Source organism: Ramlibacter albus (genome assembly GCF_014297445.1).
Lineage (GTDB): Bacteria > Pseudomonadota > Gammaproteobacteria > Burkholderiales > Burkholderiaceae_C > Ramlibacter > Ramlibacter albus.
On record NZ_JACORU010000003.1, the window covers coordinates 69848 to 85967 of the forward strand.

General features: G+C 69.7%; 17 protein-coding genes. 1 reads left to right on the forward strand and 16 read right to left on the reverse strand.

Annotated features, from left to right (window positions below):
* Window positions 1-20: 20 nt before the first annotated feature.
* The 9 genes from H8R02_RS09675 to H8R02_RS09715 form a co-directional block, all read right to left on the reverse strand.
* Window positions 21-368 (reverse strand): hypothetical protein, encoded by a 348-nt coding sequence (locus H8R02_RS09675; protein ID WP_187081196.1) that lies wholly within the window; start codon window positions 366-368, stop codon window positions 21-23.
* A gap of 99 nt (window positions 369-467) precedes the next feature.
* Window positions 468-1154: a ligase-associated DNA damage response endonuclease PdeM gene (gene pdeM / locus H8R02_RS09680; protein ID WP_187081197.1), complete on the reverse strand. Its 687-nt coding sequence runs from the start codon at window positions 1152-1154 to the stop codon at window positions 468-470.
* A gap of 17 nt (window positions 1155-1171) precedes the next feature.
* Window positions 1172-1810 carry a nucleoid occlusion factor SlmA gene (gene slmA / locus H8R02_RS09685; RefSeq protein WP_187081198.1) on the reverse strand — a complete coding sequence of 213 codons (639 nt, stop codon included), beginning with the start codon at window positions 1808-1810 and terminating at the stop codon, window positions 1172-1174.
* 99 nt (window positions 1811-1909) lie between these two features.
* Window positions 1910-3289, reverse strand: coding sequence for a sensor histidine kinase (locus H8R02_RS09690; protein WP_187081584.1), 1380 nt, complete (start codon window positions 3287-3289; stop codon window positions 1910-1912).
* 26 nt (window positions 3290-3315) lie between these two features.
* Window positions 3316-4020, reverse strand: coding sequence for a response regulator transcription factor (locus H8R02_RS09695; protein WP_187081199.1), 705 nt, complete (start codon window positions 4018-4020; stop codon window positions 3316-3318).
* 30 nt (window positions 4021-4050) lie between these two features.
* Entirely contained in the window at window positions 4051-4959 is a 909-nt protein-coding gene (locus H8R02_RS09700; RefSeq protein WP_187081200.1) for an FAD:protein FMN transferase, read from the reverse strand.
* On the reverse strand, window positions 4959-6086 hold the full coding sequence (locus H8R02_RS09705) for a DUF3570 domain-containing protein (protein ID WP_354004893.1): 1128 nt from the start codon (window positions 6084-6086) through the stop codon (window positions 4959-4961). The genes H8R02_RS09700 and H8R02_RS09705 overlap by 1 nt, the downstream gene beginning before the upstream one ends.
* A complete protein-coding gene (locus tag H8R02_RS09710; protein WP_187081201.1) occupies window positions 6073-6288 on the reverse strand; it encodes a DUF4266 domain-containing protein in 216 nt (71 codons plus the stop codon). Before H8R02_RS09710 ends, H8R02_RS09705 begins: the two co-directional genes overlap by 14 nt.
* Window positions 6288-6770 (reverse strand): TlpA family protein disulfide reductase, encoded by a 483-nt coding sequence (locus H8R02_RS09715; RefSeq protein WP_187081202.1) that lies wholly within the window; start codon window positions 6768-6770, stop codon window positions 6288-6290. The genes H8R02_RS09710 and H8R02_RS09715 overlap by 1 nt, the downstream gene beginning before the upstream one ends.
* A 19-nt stretch (window positions 6771-6789) precedes the next feature.
* Between H8R02_RS09715 and H8R02_RS09720 the strand changes: the two genes are divergently transcribed.
* Window positions 6790-7467, forward strand: coding sequence for a c-type cytochrome (locus H8R02_RS09720; RefSeq protein WP_187081203.1), 678 nt, complete (start codon window positions 6790-6792; stop codon window positions 7465-7467).
* Window positions 7468-7471: 4 nt separating this feature from the next.
* Here the strand turns inward: H8R02_RS09720 and argB are convergent, their stop codons facing one another.
* The 7 genes from argB to H8R02_RS09755 all read right to left on the reverse strand — a co-directional run bounded on the left by argB (window position 7472) and on the right by H8R02_RS09755 (window position 16119).
* A complete protein-coding gene (argB, locus tag H8R02_RS09725) occupies window positions 7472-8362 on the reverse strand; it encodes an acetylglutamate kinase (protein ID WP_187081204.1) in 891 nt (296 codons plus the stop codon).
* Window positions 8359-9063: a glycosyltransferase family protein gene (locus tag H8R02_RS09730; RefSeq protein ID WP_187081205.1), complete on the reverse strand. Its 705-nt coding sequence runs from the start codon at window positions 9061-9063 to the stop codon at window positions 8359-8361. The genes argB and H8R02_RS09730 overlap by 4 nt, the downstream gene beginning before the upstream one ends.
* A gap of 64 nt (window positions 9064-9127) precedes the next feature.
* Entirely contained in the window at window positions 9128-10807 is a 1680-nt protein-coding gene (locus H8R02_RS09735) for a M10 family metallopeptidase (RefSeq protein WP_187081206.1), read from the reverse strand.
* Between the two features lie 16 nt (window positions 10808-10823).
* Window positions 10824-11630 (reverse strand): SapC family protein, encoded by an 807-nt coding sequence (locus tag H8R02_RS09740; RefSeq protein WP_187081207.1) that lies wholly within the window; start codon window positions 11628-11630, stop codon window positions 10824-10826.
* 13 nt (window positions 11631-11643) lie between these two features.
* Window positions 11644-12984, reverse strand: a complete 1341-nt coding sequence (locus H8R02_RS09745) for a TolC family outer membrane protein (protein ID WP_187081586.1) — start codon at window positions 12982-12984, stop codon at window positions 11644-11646.
* An 11-nt stretch (window positions 12985-12995) separates the two neighbouring features.
* Complete coding sequence (locus tag H8R02_RS09750) at window positions 12996-14369, reverse strand: HlyD family type I secretion periplasmic adaptor subunit (protein ID WP_187081208.1); 1374 nt, start codon at window positions 14367-14369, stop codon at window positions 12996-12998.
* Window positions 14370-14391: 22 nt separating this feature from the next.
* The gene (locus H8R02_RS09755; protein WP_187081209.1) at window positions 14392-16119 is read right to left on the reverse strand and encodes a type I secretion system permease/ATPase; all 1728 of its coding nucleotides are present in this window, start codon (window positions 16117-16119) and stop codon (window positions 14392-14394) included.
* Window position 16120: the final 1 nt, after the last annotated feature.

Genomic DNA, 16120 nt, shown 5'->3' on the forward strand with positions numbered 1-16120 from the left:
CTGTCGACGATCAAGAGCGCTTACTTGCCCAGCGCCAGGTAGCGCTGGTAGTCGCCGGCGAGGTAGCCGTTGGCCGGCGGCACGGGGCCCGCATAGCGGTACACCGTGACGGTGCTACCCGCGGGCGCGCCCATGATGGCGGTGTTGGTGTCGGTGACGGCAACGGTTTCGACGCTGGTCAGCTGGCCATTGCGGATCGTCGCGCCGGGGATCAGTTCCATGCGCGTGCCGGGCGTGACGACCATGCCCGTACCGGACGTCACGGCGATGCCCGTGCCGCTGGTGACGACGGCGGCCTGCTGCGCCATGGCGGGGACGACGACGGCGGCGGCAACCAGTGCCGCGCCGAGGGCCTTCAGTGATTTCATCGATCTCTCCTTGGTTTCGAGGGGTGGCTCGATTGGAAGAGACTGGGCGGCTGCCGTTGGCAAGACAGCGTTGATGGGGCAGGTAGGTGCGTCCCTACGTCAGGCGATCGGTAACGCGGGCAGCGCACGCACCACGTTCTCGGCAATGGGGAAGATGCGGTCCCCCGCGCGCGGCTCGATGCGGTGCATGCCCGTGAACGCGCCGAAGGCCGGCAGGATGCCGACGGCCTGCTGAGGCAGCTCGCCGGAATCGTCGCCGAACCAGAAGCACGGCAGCCTCAGCCGTTCGAACGCGCGGCCGCCGACGCTGATGCAGGGGTGCCAGTGCCCGGCAAGCACGTAACGGCCATCGACGGGATTCGGGTGGTGGCACAAGGCGAAAGGCCCGAGCGCCAGCGGCTCGTCGACGACGTCGATGCGAAGCGACGCGGGCGGGTCGCCGGCGCGGTCGTCGTGGTTGCCGCGCACGAGCGTGAGTTCGACGCCCGCGTGCTGCTCGCGCCAGGCGTGGATCGCGGCGAGCGTCGGCGCCGCATGCGAGCGCGCCGAATGCAGGAAGTCGCCCAGGAACACGACGCGCTGCGCACCGGTGTCGGTGATGGCGCCGGACAGCTTGCCCAGCGTCTCGCTCGTCGTGCCCTGCGGCACGGGGATGCCGAGCTTGCGGAAGCTCACCGCCTTGCCGAAGTGCGCATCGGCAACGAGCAGCGTGCGCTCGGAAGGTAGGAAGGCCGCGCCGCTCTCGTGGAGAACGGCGTCGCGCCCTGCGAGGGCAATGCGAAGCACGGGAAGAAGAAAACCGGTTAGATCATCCGCGCCAGGCTGGCGTCGAGGTGTTCGGACGGCGGGCGCTTGAAACCCGAGCGGGCGAAACGCTGCAGCCGCCCGACGATGAAGGAGGTGAGCATCGACGCGCGCACCTGCGCGTCGACGGTCGGGGTGGCACCCTCTGCGTCCGCCGCGCGCAGGCACTGCTTGAGCGAGGCTTCGACCTTGTCGAAGAACTGGTTCATGCGGTGCTGCAGCCGCTCGTTCTCGAACACCAGCGCGTCGCCGACCATCACGCGGGTCATGCCCGGGTTCTTCTCGGCGAACTGGATCAGCATGGCGACGATGCGCGCCGCCTGCGCCTGGCCCTGCGCCTCGCGCTCGCCGATCTGGTTGATGAGGGTGAAGACGCTCTGCTCGATGAACTCGATCAGCCCCTCGAACATCTGCGCCTTGCTGGCGAAGTGGCGGTACAGCGCGGCTTCGCTCACGTCCAGCCGCGCGGCCAGCGCGGCCGTGGTGATGCGCTCCGCCCCGGGCTGCTCCAGCATGGTCGCGAGCGCCTGCAGGATCTGCACGCGGCGCTCGCCCGGCTTGGGGCGCTTGCGCGCGGGCGCCGCCGGCTCCTCGGCGCCGGATGAGGGTTCAGGGCTGCTGATCTCGGCGTGCGACATAGGTTGTGAGCAATTGTGCCGGGCATTCTCGCATACTGAAGAGCCGGGTTTCCCCGGGTGCGCGTGGCGCGGCGGTTGGCGTAGCGGCCAAGTGCGCACTTACCCCGAAGGGAAAGTCAATGTGATCCGCAGGCCGCGCCCGTCGCGTCCTTCGCGCAGTTGCAGGTGGCTGTGGTGCACCCGCGCGATCTCCTCCGCGATGGCAAGGCCCAACCCGGTGCCCTCGCCTTGCGTGCCCTGCACGCGATAGAAGCGTTCGAGCACATGCGCGCGTTCCCCAGGCGGCACGCCCGGGCCGTCGTCTTCCACTTCGAGGAACGCCGCGTCGCCGCGCCGGCCGCAGCGGATGGTGACCGTGCCGCCCTCCGGCGTGTACTTGATGGCGTTGTCCACGAGGTTGCCGAGCAGCTCGCGCAGCAGCCAGTCGTGGCCAGTCACCTGCACGGGTTCGAGCTCCACGCCGAGGTCGATGCTCTTGGCGGCCGCCGCGTCCAGCTGGTGCTCCAGCTGCGTCTCACACAGCTCCTTGAGGTCCACCCGCTGCATCGGCTGCGCTTCCATGGCGCGGGCATCGGCGCGCGACAGCGCGAGCAGCTGGTTGGCCAGCTGCGACGTGCGGCGGGTCGCACCGCGCAGCCGCTGTACCTGCTCGACGGGCAGCGGGAGCTCGCCGCCCGGCGGCTTGCCCTGCGCGGCCTGGGCCCACGCCTCCACCTGCGCCTGCAGCGCGGCCAGGGGCGTGCGCAGCTGGTGGGCGGCGTCGGCGATGAAGCGCCGCTGGCCCTCGGCCTGCGCGTTCACCAGCCCGAAAAGGCGGTTGAGCGACTGCACGAGCGGCCGCACCTCCTCGGGCGACGCACTCTCGTCCAGCGCGCTCAGGTCGCGCGGCGAGCGGCGCTCCACCGCGTCCTTCAGCGCCAGCAGCGGCCGCAGCGCCTGCTCGACCGCGAAGCGCACCGCAAAAGCCGCCGCGGCGATCAGCACCAGGTTGGGCAGGAGCACCTTGATGAGGATGGCGCGCGCCCATTGCTGGCGCGGGTCCGACGCGTCGGCGACCACGACCACGATCTCGCCCAGCACGCTTTGCTGGCGCTGGCGCGCGATGCGCCAGGTGATGCCGGAACTCTCCTCGCTGTGCAGCTCCGGCTCCTGCGCGGACGGTACCTGCCCCGCGAGCCGGGGTTCGCCGTGCAGGACCTTGCCGTCCGGGTCGAGGATGGCGTACGCGGAATAGCCCGGACGGTCCTTCAGGAACTCCTCCACCGCGGGGGCGAGCAGCAGGACGGGCGGGTCGGCCTTGCTGGTCCCGGCGGCGATCACCGAGTCCGCCACGAGGGGCACCAGTGCCAGCAACTGCTGGTCCTGCTTGCTGCCGACGTTTTCCGCGGACTGGTAGTCGAACCATGCGTTGGCCAGCGCGAGGAGCACCAGCGGCACGATCAGCATGACCAGCAGCCGCCGCCGCAGGCCGGATGTCACCCCCTGCGAGGGCGCAAACCCGAGGTTCACTGCTGCTCTTGGCCGCGCAGCTCGAGGCGGTAGCCGAAGCCGCGGATCGAACGCAGCGCCACGCCATAGGGCTCGAGCTTGCCGCGCAGGCGCGAGATGTACACCTCCACCGCGTTGGGCGTGATCTCCTTGTCCCAGCCGGTCAGCGCCTGCAGCAGCTTCTCCTTGCTGGCGGGCTTGGGGGCGTTGATCAACAGGTACTCCATCACCGTCCATTCGCGCGGGCCGAGCTCGATGGGCACGGCCTCGCCGGTGTCCTTGCGCGCGGTGGCGCGCCGGTTGGCGGTGTCCAGCTCGATGGGGCCGAAGGCAAGGACGGCGGAAGTGGCAGCCTGCGAGCGGCGCAGCAGCGCGCGCAGGCGCGCCAGCAGCTCGGGCAACTCGTAGGGCTTGACCATGTAGTCGTCGGCGCCGAGGTCCAGGCCCTGCACGCGGTCCTGCAGCGCGTCGCGCGCGGTGAGGATCAGCACCGGCATCGCGCTGTTGGCCATGTCGGGCCGGCGCAGCCGCTTGGTGAGCTCCAGGCCGTCCATGTTGGGCAGGCCGATGTCGATGATCGCGGCGTCGAACACCTCGGTGCGCAGCACCTCCTCCGCGCGCTCGCCGCTGCCCACCCAGTCCACCGCATAGCCGGCATTGGTGAGCCCCAGCTTGATGCCGCTGGCCACCATCACGTCGTCTTCCACCAGCAGCAGGCGCATGGGGGTCCTTGGGGTTCTTGTCTCCAGGCTCTATTGTCGCTCGTGCCGGACAATGAGGCTCCCGTCGCAGCGGACCCCGAGCCACGCGGCGCCTTGCGCGTCGAGCCAGTCGGCGGCGGCCTCGCCCATGAGCATGGCCGTGGTGGATAGCGCACCGGCAGTGGTGGTGTTGGCGGCGGTCACCGTGATCGACTGCCACGCGGTGACGGGCCAACCGGTGCGCGGGTCGAGGATGTGGCAATAGCGGCGGCCATCGAGTTCGAACGCGCGCTCGTAGTCGCCGCTGGTGGCAATGCCGCCGCGTGCGAGCGGCAGCGTGGCCAGCGGCCCCTCGCCGCCGGGGCGCGGGCGTTCGACGGCGACCTGCCATGGCGAACCGTCGGCATGCGGGCCCAGCACGTGGATGTCGCCACCGAGGTTGACGAGCGCGTGCTGCAGGCCTGATTCGAGCAGTACGGCCGCCGCGCGGTCCGCGGCGTATTCCTTGCCGAAGCCGCCGAAGTCGATCTCCATGCCGGCGCGCGGCAGGCGCACTTCGCGCCCGCGCAGTTCCACCTGCTGCCAGCCGACGAAGGGCAGCAGCGCATCGAGTTGCGGCTGCGTGGGCACGCGTGCGTTGCGGAAGTCCCAGGCCTTGCGCAGCACGCCCGACGTGATGTCGAACAAGCCGTCGCTCGCCTCCCACAGCTGCGCAGCGAAGGCGAGAAGCGATGCGGTCTCCTCGTCGACCGCCTCGGGCTCGCCCCCCGCCCGTTCGTTGATTCGCGACACGACACTCGATGCGAGGTACCGCGAGAACTTCGCCTCGATGCGCCGCACTTCGTCGATGGCCGCCTGTGCGCCGCACCGCATCTGCTTCTCGCCCCGGCCCTCGATCGCGATCTCGCATGGCGAGGCCATGCATTCGAAGTCGAACTTGAGCGACCGCAGCGCGGCCATCAGAAGCGGTGCGTGTAACCCAGCTGCAGGAAGCGTGCGCGCAGCGGGTCGAGCCCCGCACCCGGCGAGGTGCGGTAGTGGTCCACCTTGAAGTCGACCGTGTTGTCCGCGTTGAAGTCGTAGGCTAGCTTGAGCGACACCGTCCACGCGTGGAAGGCAGCAAGGCGCGCATCGGCGGAATGCAGGCCGGTGAGGCGGATGGCGAAGCGGCGCGTTTCGAGGTCGCTCAAGCGGCCGGTGGCATCCGCCACCGGCGCGAACCAGAAGTCGGCGGCCGTCTGCCGGTACCAGCGCAGGCCCGGCGTGATCGTCCACGACGCGAGCGGCTGCGCCCATTCGGCGCCGAGCGTGTGGGCGCGCACGCCGAAGCCGTCGCGGTAGTAGCGCCAGTGCACGCGCAAGGCGGCGTCGAAGCGCTCCACATGACGGTTCCAGCGGGCAAGCAGGATGTCGGCGTCGCGCCTGTCGGGGCGGCGGTCGAAGTCCTTGTACGGGTCGTCGTAGTAGCCGCGGCCGTGAACGCGCGTGTAGAGGAACTGCGCGGTGTCGTCCGGCGTGAGCACCTGCGTGAGCCCGAGCTGCAGTTCCGTCGTGCGCCGATGCCGGTCGCGTACGCTGCCGCCGGTGCCGGTGGTGTCGATGCGGTCCTCGGCATGGCCGAGGCCGACGATGAAGGTGCGGTTGTTGTCGTCGGTGGAGAAGCGCGCCTCGAGGCCGGCGGCCTTCGACTCGTAATCGCGCTCGTCCGAATACGCGAGGGTGCCGGAGACGGACGCGCGCGGGAAGTAGCGCGTGACCTTCACGTCGGTCGCCTTGCGCCGCTCCGTCATGCGCGTGGCGCCGGTGGTGAACGTGTGCAAGCGAGGTGTCGCGCCCGACACGCTGTCGACCACGTGCGAGCCTTCGAGCGACCACTTCCCGGCGATGGGCGCCATCACGTACACATGCGGCGAGCGCACGCGGATGCGGTCCAGGCCCGGCTGCGAATCTTCGTAGTGCCCGTACTTGAGCGCGACGACGCCCTGCGCGGGCGCTTCCTCGGCGCGCGCCGCGCCCGACACGGCGGCAAGCCCCGGCAACACCATCGTCGCCGCGAGGATCCGCGAAGGCCCCTCAGTTGCAGCCACAACCGCCCCCGCCCACGCCGGTGCCGCCACTGGCTGCCTCGCGGCTCGTGTAGGTGTGCTGCGTGAACTTCGCGTCCAGCGGGTCGGCGTCGAAGCGCATGGCCGGCTTCGCGAGGTTGCCCTTCTCCCACGCCTCCACGGGGCGGATGGCGCATCCGGGCAGCAGCACGACGGCGAAGACGACGAGCCAGGACTTCTTCATCACTTCACCCCCAGCGCCTCGCGGATGCGGGCTTCGAGAGGCGCCTTGTCCTCCTCCGAGAAGCCCCGGTGCACGGCCAGCACCCGCCCGTCCGGGCCGACGAGCACGGACGACGGCATGGCCTTGACGTCGTAAGCGCGCGGCGCGTTCCCGGCGGGGTCGAACGCGACCTGGAATTTCGCAGGGGTCCTGTCCAGGAACTTCCCTGCATCCGAAGCGCGCTTGTCCACGTTGATGCCGATGACGCGCAGGTTCCGGTCGCCGTAGCGCGCCTGCATGTCGTTCATCCAGGGGAACGACTGCCGGCACGGCACGCACCACGAAGCCCAGAAATCGAGGTAAACCGTCTTGCCTTTGAAGTCCGCCAGCCGCACCATCGCGCCGTCGGGGCCCGGCAGTTCGAACGCGGGCGCGGGCTCGCCCGGCGCCAGGGCGAGGGCCGCGAGCGGGAGCGAAAGCAGGGCAGCGAACAGCCGTTTCATCTCAGGAAGGGAAGTTAGCATGCAGTTCACCACGCGCACATTCGGGATGTTCGTCATGGCCGCCGCGCTGTTGCTGGCAGGCTGCGGCGGGGGCAGCGACGAACCCGCACCGCCACCCGCCACCCCCGTGACCGCGCTGCGGGCCGCTGCGCAGGCGCAACAGGCCTTGCGCACGCCCACGGCCACCGAGCTGATGGACTGGGCGGAACGCCAGTTCCCGGCCTTCTTCGCGCCTTCGGCGCAGCCCAATCGCACGGCGGACCCCTTCGTCTACCGCGTCTACCCGGCCACCGGCAACGCCATCGGCGTCGCGTTCGGCGACGTCTACGTCCTGGGGCCGGTCACGGGCGGGCAGATCATCAAGGTGGGCTCGCTCGCGGCGTTCTCGTGCGCGGTGTTCACCTGCGGGCCGTCAGCGGCGAACGGCCGCACGCTGTACACGACGTTCCGGGGCAGCGCGGGCTACACCTGCGACCTGTGCCACGGGCCCACGCCGGGAACCGGCAGCGGCTTCGCCCTGATCCGGCAGGCGGCCGGCACCGCATCGAGCAACGGGGACCCGTCCTTGATCCGCTTCGCGATCAACAACAACTTCGGCACGCCGCCCATGGGGCAGTTCTCGGACCTGACGGATGCGCAGCTCGCGGACCTGGCCGCTTACATCAACGCAACCGTTTACGGCAAGCCGGTCCAGTAGCGGCTCAATGACTGCGGATCATCGTGCCGTAGGCCTGGTCCGTGAGGATCTCCAGCAGCATGGCATGCGGCACGCGGCCGTCGATGATGTGCACGGCGTTCACGCCGGCCTTGGCGGCGTCCAGCGCGCCGCTGATCTTGGGCAGCATGCCGCCCGAGATGGTGCCGTCGGCGAAGAGCTCGTCGATCTCGCGGGCCGACAGGTCGGTGAGGAGCTTGCCCTGCTTGTCCAGTACGCCCGGCGTGTTGGTCAGCAGCATCAGCTTCTCGGCGCGCAGCACCTCGGCCAGCTTGCTGGCCACGACGTCGGCGTTGATGTTGTAGCTCTCGTTCGACTCGCCGAAGCCGATGGGGCTGATGACGGGGATGAACTGGTCGTCCTGCAGCGCCTTCACCACCGACGGATCGATCGAGACGATGTCGCCCACCTGGCCGACGTCGTGCTCCTTCGTCGGGTCCTTGGCGTCGACCATCTTGAGCTTGCGCGCGCGGATCAGCCCGCCGTCGCGGCCGGTGAGGCCCACGGCCTTGCCGCCGGCCTGGTTGATCAGGCCGACGATGTCCTGCTGCACCTCGCCCGCGAGCACCCACTCGACGACTTCCATCGTCTCGGCGTCGGTGACACGCATGCCCTGGATGAAGGTGCCCTTCTTGCCCAGCTTGTTGAGCGCCTGCTCGATCTGCGGCCCGCCGCCGTGGACCACCACGGGGTTCATGCCCACCAGCTTGAGCAGCACCACGTCCTCGGCGAAGTCGGCCTGCAGCTCGGGGTCCGTCATCGCGTTGCCGCCGTACTTGATCACCATGGTCTTGCCATGGAAGCGGCGGATGTAGGGCAGTGCCTGCGCGAGGATCTCGGCCTTCTCGCGCGGCTCGATCCTGCTCACATCGGTCATGTACGCTGCCCTTGCAGCGCCCCCGTCCAGCGCAGATATTCGTTGAGCACGGGCTGGCGCCATAGGCGCAGCAGGCTGTTGACATGCCAGACGAAGCGCTGGGGCTGGCGACGGCTGGAGCGGGCGGCCTCGTGGACCACCGGCGGGCCTGCCTTCTGCAGCTCGCCGCCGGCAAGTTGCAGGCGCAGGCAGAAGTCGGCGTCCTCGCAGTACATGAAGTAGCCCTCGTCGAAGCCGCCCATGCGCGAGAACAGGTCGGACGGCAGCAGCCAGAAGGCGGCGCTGACCCAGTCGACCCGGTTTTCCTGGCGCCGCAGCGCGTGGCGGCGCCACAGCGACGACAGCGTGGGCACCTCGCGCTCGCTGTCCTGCTTGGAGCCGTCCACGTTCATCAGGGGCGGGTAGACGCAGGCCTGCGGGTTGTCGCCCGAGGCGTCGAGCAGCGCGCGCCAGACGCCCGGGCCGAGCAGCTCGATGTCGGGGTTGAGCACGCAGAAGTGGCTGCTGCGGCAGTGGCGGAAGGCCTGGTTGTGGTTGGCCCCGAAACCCATGCGCCGGGGGTTGTGCAGCTCGGTCACCAGGAAGTCGCACTTGAGCCGGCCCATGTTCACGCCGTTCTCGGGCACGTTGTGCGTGATGATGACTTCGCTGATGACGCCGTCATGCCAGCGGGCGAGCTGGCCCAGCAGCTGCTCGACCATGTCGCCTTGTGCGTGACTGACTATCGAAATGGTTATGCCGCGCGCGGTGTCCACTGTTTCTTCTTCAGGCCCCGGGCTCCGCCGCCGTCCCCACGAGGGCGATCGGGCCGAGGTTGTTGTAATCCATCGTCAGGCGGTTCGTGACCGTCGCGGCCGCCTGCCCGTACACCGTGTCCGTTTCAAGGCCTGCGAGCAGGTTGATCAGGTTCAGGACCACTTGGCCACGGGCGTCACTGTACACGCTAAAGATGGTCGCGAGCGCGTCCCGGATGGCCGCGTAGCTCGCGGCGGGGTCCGGGCCGCCCAATGTGTTGGTTTCCACCGCCAGCCGGGTGAGCACATCCTGTGCCAGCGTGGCGGCGGCCACCCCCATGAAGGCCTGCCCCACCCCGATGGCGAAAGCCGAGGCTCCCTGGCTCGTGACGGTGGCGAGGGAGGAGCTGTACTGGGAGGTGCCGGGGCCGAAGCCGTAAAAGGCCTCGCTGACGCCCAGCACGGTGCGGGCGTTGCCGGTCACCGCCGTGCCCAGCGTCAGGCTCCCGACCGCCCGGGCGCCGTCGCTGAACTGGAACTGCTCGACGCCGGAGACCACGTCGACGGCGTCGCGCGGCAGGCCGAGGCGGTCGCCCACGCTGTAGCGGCCGGTCGCGGCGTTGAAGAGGACCAGGTAGTCGGAAGCGGCGCCGCTGAAGACCGCCGTGTCGGTGCCCGTGCCCCCCTCGATGCGGTCGTAGCCGCCCGCCCCGGTGAGCGTGTCGTTGCCGGCGCCGGCGTCGAGCTTGTTGGCCACGGCGTTGCCCGTCAACCGGTCGTTGCCGCCGCCGCCCGTGCCGTTCTCGATGGTGACGTTGTCGGCAATCCACACATTGGAAACCTGCTGCAGCCGGGTGCCGAAGGAGTTGATCACGTACACCGCGTTGCCGAGCATCGAGCCGCTGCCGGCGCGCAGGTCGATCACGGCGTTGTCCAGGCCGCTGTAACTGATGCCGTCGATGCCGCCGCCGTCCCAGATCGTCTGGTGGTAGTCGGCGTTCTGGGCGTAGATGTAAGCGGTGTTGCCGGCGTTGTAGTCGGTGTTGGCGCCGTACAGGTACTGCATGGCCTGGATGTCCAGGCGCATCGGCGTGGTGGGCCGGTACGTGAAGTCCGTGTCCTGGTCGCCCGCCAGCGCGGCGTACGACATGATCGTGTAGCTCTGGTTGTCGAGCGCCCCGGTGAGCACCGTGCCGTTTCCGCTCACGCCGCTGAAGTTGTGCTTGAGCCCCAGCGCATGGCCGGTCTCGTGCACCAGCGTCATGTAGTCGTACGAGCCTTCGGCGAACGAGCGGTTGCGCTCGGAGTAGCTGAACCACACGTCGCCGCCGATGGCGACGCCCGGCGAATAGGCATGCGCCTGCGCATTGCCGACATCCGTGAACGCGAAGCGGATGTCGCCGACGTTGTTGCCGCTGTCGGCGGTCTCGGCCAGCGTGAGGCGCGCGACGTTCGCCCACTTCTGCAGGGCCGAGCGCGCGGCCACCTGGGCCGCGGCCCCGAAGGCCGTGAAGAAGGGGCTGTACGGCTCGCTGGAGAAGGAGACGGGATAGCCGGTGACGCTGTTCGTCGACCACTGGCTGGACGTGTTCGGGAAGCTGTACGTGAGGACCGGCGAAGCCCACTTGTTGCCGTACAGCAGCGAATCGACCGCGGTGTTGCCTGTGAGCGGCACCGAAACGGCGTCGGTGCCGGTGGTCGGGGTGGCCATGGGGTACTGCGTCTGCTCAGGAGAAGCGCAGAGTATCACCGCCGTTCATGAAGGAAAGGTCAAGTTCGCCGTTGGCGGTGACAGGCATCACGTTTTGTTGCTTGAGGGCGGCCGCGCGGGCCCGCGCGAGCTGGCCGAGCAGGGGCATGTTCTGGCTGGATAGCAGGTGTGCGTAAAGCAGCGGTAAAGCATGGGCCCGGCGCAGCGCAAGGAAGGCTTCGTCGGGCAGCCCGGCGATCTTCGCCTCCTCCACCTTGAGGAGGCCCTCGACCTCGCGCGGCCCCGCGTCGGTCTGCAGCGTGATCTTCCACGGCACGAGCAGGCCGTGCTCCTTGAGGGCGGCCGCGGCCGCCGCCGTCGGCGCCTTGTTGTCCTCGACGCGCGAGACGAACTCCATCACCTGCTTCACGGCCGGCGCGAGTTCGCCTTCAGGCGTGAAGAAAGGCTCGGTGCCGGGTGCGCCCGGCAGTTCGCGCACCTCGCCCGCGGCCTCGTCCACGCACAGCACGAGCTTGCCGTCCGGCGCGGGCAGCAGCGCGAAGGGGCGCATGCGCAGCATGGCGGGCACGTAGCCGCCGAGCCAGCGGCCGTCGGCCGCGACGAACAGGTTGACGCCCGGCTCGAAGCCGAGCACGGCCACGGTCAGCGGCGGTTCGCCCTCCTTGTGCACGAAGCCGATCGGCAGGTGCATGGCGGCCGTGGCGAGCTCCGGTGCGACGATCGGCACGAGGTTCGCGCCGGCCGCCCATTGGTAGGAGGAAAACTTGCGCCAGCTGCGCTGCGCGTGGCGCTCGCGCGTGACCGCATGGAAATCTGCGTTCATGGGGTACTTCGGTTCAGGGCTTGAGCCAGGCATTGATCTCGTCGAGCACGGTCGTGCGGGGGCCGCCCGCGAGCGCCTGCAAGCGCACGCGGGAGATGAGGTAGACGTAGCGCGCCTGCGAGAGGTCGCGCACGGCGGTTGCGTACTGCTGCTGCGCGTTGAGGATGTCCAGCAGCGTGCGGCTGCCGGCCTCGAAGCTGCGGCGGCTGGAGGTGACGGCCTGCTCCGCGGAGCGCACGGCGACCTCGAGTGCCTGCACCTTCAGCACGCCCTCGGTGACGCCGCGGAACTCGCGGTGCACGCGCACCGCGAGGTCGCGCCGCGTGGCCTCCAGCGTGTTCTCCAGCCGCTCCAGGTCGGCCAGCGCCTGGCGCACCTGCGAGCTGACGTAGCCGCCGGTGTACAGCGGCACGTTCAGCTGCACGCCGATCGCCTTGACGTTGTTGCGCTGGTTGATGTTGGTGATGGTGTCGCTCTCGCTGCGCGACACCTGCGCGACGGCATCGAGCGTCGGCAGGTGGCCGGCGCGGGCCTTCTGCACTTCGTAGCGGGCCGCTTCGACCTGGGCGCGCAGCGAACGGATCTCGGGGCTGTTCTCCACCGCCGTTTCGGTCCACGGGTCCACGCTGTCCGGCTCGGGCCGCGCCAGGCGCAGCGCGGCGGCGTCGAGCGTGGCGAGCTTGCCCAGCGGCATCTCGACCAGGGCCTCGAGCTGGCGGCGCGCCAGGTCGACGGCCTGCTTCAGTTCGAGCTCCTGCGCGATGGTCATGTCCAGGCGCGCCTGCGCCTCGTCGATGTCGGTGCGCGTGCCGGCGCCGGCCGCCATGCGCTTGCGCGCGGCGTCGAGCTGGCCGGTGTAGGCCGCCTTCTGCGCCTGCACGAGCTGCAGCTGGTCCTCGGCGAGCAGCGCCTCGAAATACGCGCCGCCGACGCGCACCACGAGCTCCTGCTCCTGCTTGTCCAGTTGCGCGTTGGCGTCGTCGACGATGGCCTGCGCCTGCTTGTAGTCGGCGAACAGCGCGGCGCGGAAGATCGGCTGGCGCACCTGCAGCGTCTCGTTCGAGCTCGTGTAGACCTGGTGGTTCTCGGTCTCCTGGCCCAGGAAGTTCGGCGCGCGCTGGTCGAGGATGTTGCGAAAGCGCGAGGCGCTCACCGCCACCTGCGGCAGCAACTGCGCGCGCGACTGCGGCAGGCGCTCGCGCCGCGCGGCGGCGTTGGCGCGCGCGGCACGGATCGTCGAGTCGTTGTCCAGCGCGGCGCGGTAGGCCTGCGACAGGTCGATGGCGCCGGCAGGCGCGAGCACGGCGGCGAGCGCGAGGGCGAGCGCGCCGCGCGCGAAGGTGCGGATGGGCATGGCGGGCACGCTCACTCCTCCTTCATCGCCGCGGCGACGCGCTTGGTCAGCGGATTGAGCAGGTACGTCAGCAGCGAGCGCTCGCCCGTCGTGAACACCACTTCCACCGGCATGCCCGGCTGCATGCGGCGCTTGCCCAGCTTCTTCATGCCCTCCGGCGTGACGGTGGCACGCGCGAGGTAGAAGCTCTGGCCGGTCTGCTGCTCGGTGATCAGGTCCTTCGAGATGGAGATGAGCTTGCCCTGCACGACCAGTTGCGGCGAGTGGGCGAACGCCGAGAAGCGCACGTCGACGGGCATGCCCTCGTGCACGCGGTCGATCATGTGCGGCGCCACGCGCGTCTCCAGCACCAGGGGCTCGTCGGTGGGCACGATGTCCATCAGCTTCTGGCCGGGCTGGACGACGCCGCCCACCGTCTGCGCACCCAGCCCCACGACCTGGCCGGCGGCGGGCGACTTGATGTCGATGCGCTCCAGGTCCTGCTGCAGCGCGACGTACTTGCCCTCCTCCGAGGTCACGTCGCGCGCCACGTCGGTCAGCTGCGTCTCGACCTCCTTGCGGTATTCCTGCTGCCGCTGGATCGAGCGCTGGCGCAGCTCCGCGATCGCGCGCTGCGCGCGCGTGATGTTGCCCAGCAGCTCCGCCTGCGCCGAATTCATCTCCGCCTGGCTGCGCTCCAGCTCCAGTTGGCGGTTGCGCGGCGCGTAGCCTTCCTTCACGAGGCCGCGCGTGTTGTTCAGCTCCTCGTTCAGCAGCCCCATCTGGCTCTTGCGGCTGGCCAGCATGCTCTGGTAGGCCTGCACCAGCGCCTCCTGGCCCTGGATGCTCTCCTGGATGCCCTGCAGGTCGGCGCGCAGCGCGGCGCGGCGCGACTGGAACAGCTGCTCCTGCGTCATGACCTGCCCCTTGATCAGCGGGTCGGTGGACGCCGCCACGAGGTCGGGGTGGAACGTGATCTTGTCGGCGCCCGACTGCTCCGCGAGCAGCCGCGCCTGGATCGCGCGCAGGCCGAGGTAGCGCTGGCGCGTCGCTTCGAAGTTGGCCTTGGCGACCGCCGAATCGAGGCGCATCAGCAGCTGGCCTTCCTTGACCACGTCGCCCTCGCGCACGTGCACTTCCTTCACGATGCCGCCAGTCTGGTGCTGCACGGCCTTGCGCTTGGTGTCGATCGCCACGTTACCCATGCTCGGCACGCCTTCGTCGAGCGGCGCGAACGCGGCCCAGAGCAGGAAGCCGCCGAAGAAGATGCCCAGCGCGTACAGCGCGATGCGGTTCGCGCGGCTGCGGTCGCCCGCGAGCAGCCGCGCGGCGTCGTCGCCGGCGTCCGGGCCCATGCCCTGCACGAGGGCTTCCTTGAGGTCGGTGGTGTTTTCGTTCGTTGCCATGTCTTTCACCCGTTCTGTCTTGTCATGCCGCGTTGGGCAGTGCACCCGCGGCCGGCGCGGCCGGCGCGGGCGGGCGCAGCGCGGCGAGCACTTCCTCGCGCGGGCCCTGCATCGCCACTTCGCCATTGCGCAGCATCACGATGCGGTCGCAGGCGGCGAGCGCCGACGGCCGGTGCGTCACGAGCACCACCGTGCGGCCTTTCGCCTTGAGCTCCTGCACCGCGCGCGCCAGCGCCGCTTCACCCGCCTCGTCGAGGTTGGCGTTGGGCTCGTCGAGCACCACGAGGGCCGGCGTGCCGTAGATCGCCCGCGCCAGGCCGATGCGCTGGCGCTGCCCGCCGGAGAGCAGGCCGCCCGCCTCGCCGATGGGCATGTCGTAGCCCTTGGGGAAGCGCAGGATCATCTCGTGCAGGCCGGCGGCGCGCGCCGCCTCGATCACCTTGTCCGAATCGAGCTGGCCGAAGCGCGCGATGTTCTCGGCGATCGTGCCGTCGAAGAGCTCCACGTCCTGCGGCAGGTAGCCGATGTGCGGGCCGAGCTGCACGCGGTCCCAGCCGGCCACGGGCAGGCCATCCAGCAGCACCTCGCCGGACACGTTGGGCCAGATGCCCACCATCGTGCGCGCGAGCGTGGACTTGCCCGAGCCGGACGGGCCGACGATGCCGACGACGGTGCCCGCGGGCAGGTCGAGCGACACGTTCTTGAGGATCGGCTCGGCGCGGTGCGGCGCGGTGGCGAACACGTCCCGCAGCGCCACGGCGCCGCTGGGCGCGACCCGTTTGAGGCCGGGGTCCTGCTCGGGATATTCGTTCAGCAGGCTTTCGAGGCGCAGGTAGGCGCCACGCGCGCTCACGAAGCCGCGCCAGGTGCTCACCAGCATGTCGATGGGCGCGAGGGCACGCGTCATCAGCACGTTGGCCGCGATCATGCCGCCGGGCGAGAGCTGCCCGTCGATCACGAGCAGCGCGCCGGCGCCGAGCGCGAGCGACTGCTGCGAGTAGCGCAGGAACTTGCTGATCGCGTTGATACGGTGGGCCCGGTCCTGCGAGTGCGCCGTCGTCTCGAGCGCGCCTGCGTGCAGCTTGCGCCAGCGCGCGGCCAGGTTGGGGATCATGCCCATCGACTCCAGCACTTCGGCGTTGCGCAGCTTGCTCTGCAGGTAGGCCTGCGACTGCTGGTTGGCCTTCACGGCCGCCTCGGTGGGCTCCTGGCTGTTGCGGTGGCCGTACCACGCGAGCAGCCCCTGGAAGACCGCGAACACCAGGCAGGTGATGCCCAGCAGCGGGTGCATGACGAAAGTGACGGCGATGTAGACCGGCGCCCACGGCGCGTCGAACAGCGCGAAGATGCCGATGCCGGTGAGGAACTGGCGGATCTCGATCAGGTCGTTGAACGCGCGCGAGGGGCTTGCGGTGGCCTGGCCCAGGTACGACTCGAAGCTCGCGTTGAACACGCGAGTGCCCAGGCGCTCGTCCAGCCGCATGCCGGCGCCCACCAGCACCTGCGAGCGGATGCGCTCGGAGAATGCGAGCACGCCGAAGAGGAAGAGCGTGATCAGCGACACGGCCATCAGCGTGACCTCGCTGTAGCTGACCAGCACGCGGTCGTAGACCTGCATCATGTACAGCGTGGGCGCGAGCATCAGCACGTTCACGATGGCGCTGAGGACGCCGACGATGATGAATTCGCGGCGGAAGACCCAGAGGGTCTGGCCGAGCTCGCTGCGCTGGAAGAACTGGGGCGTTTTCATG

Bases quoted from the DNA above. Each gene is read 5' to 3' on its own strand.
- H8R02_RS09675 (WP_187081196.1), bottom strand. From the start codon at position 368: ATGAAATCACTGAAGGCCCTCGGCGCGGCACTGGTTGCCGCCGCCGTC.
- slmA (WP_187081198.1), bottom strand. From the start codon at position 1,810: ATGTCGCACGCCGAGATCAGCAGCCCTGAACCCTCATCCGGCGCCGAG.
- H8R02_RS09695 (WP_187081199.1), bottom strand. From the start codon at position 4,020: ATGCGCCTGCTGCTGGTGGAAGACGACGTGATGGTGGCCAGCGGCATC.
- H8R02_RS09700 (WP_187081200.1), bottom strand. From the start codon at position 4,959: ATGGCCGCGCTGCGGTCGCTCAAGTTCGACTTCGAATGCATGGCCTCG.
- H8R02_RS09710 (WP_187081201.1), bottom strand. From the start codon at position 6,288: ATGAAGAAGTCCTGGCTCGTCGTCTTCGCCGTCGTGCTGCTGCCCGGA.
- H8R02_RS09715 (WP_187081202.1), bottom strand. From the start codon at position 6,770: ATGAAACGGCTGTTCGCTGCCCTGCTTTCGCTCCCGCTCGCGGCCCTC.
- H8R02_RS09720 (WP_187081203.1), top strand. From the start codon at position 6,790: ATGCAGTTCACCACGCGCACATTCGGGATGTTCGTCATGGCCGCCGCG.
- argB (WP_187081204.1), bottom strand. From the start codon at position 8,362: ATGACCGATGTGAGCAGGATCGAGCCGCGCGAGAAGGCCGAGATCCTC.
- H8R02_RS09730 (WP_187081205.1), bottom strand. From the start codon at position 9,063: ATGGTCGAGCAGCTGCTGGGCCAGCTCGCCCGCTGGCATGACGGCGTC.
- H8R02_RS09735 (WP_187081206.1), bottom strand. From the start codon at position 10,807: ATGGCCACCCCGACCACCGGCACCGACGCCGTTTCGGTGCCGCTCACA.
- H8R02_RS09740 (WP_187081207.1), bottom strand. From the start codon at position 11,630: ATGAACGCAGATTTCCATGCGGTCACGCGCGAGCGCCACGCGCAGCGC.
- H8R02_RS09745 (WP_187081586.1), bottom strand. From the start codon at position 12,984: ATGCCCATCCGCACCTTCGCGCGCGGCGCGCTCGCCCTCGCGCTCGCC.
- H8R02_RS09750 (WP_187081208.1), bottom strand. From the start codon at position 14,369: ATGGCAACGAACGAAAACACCACCGACCTCAAGGAAGCCCTCGTGCAG.
- H8R02_RS09755 (WP_187081209.1), bottom strand. From the start codon at position 16,119: ATGAAAACGCCCCAGTTCTTCCAGCGCAGCGAGCTCGGCCAGACCCTC.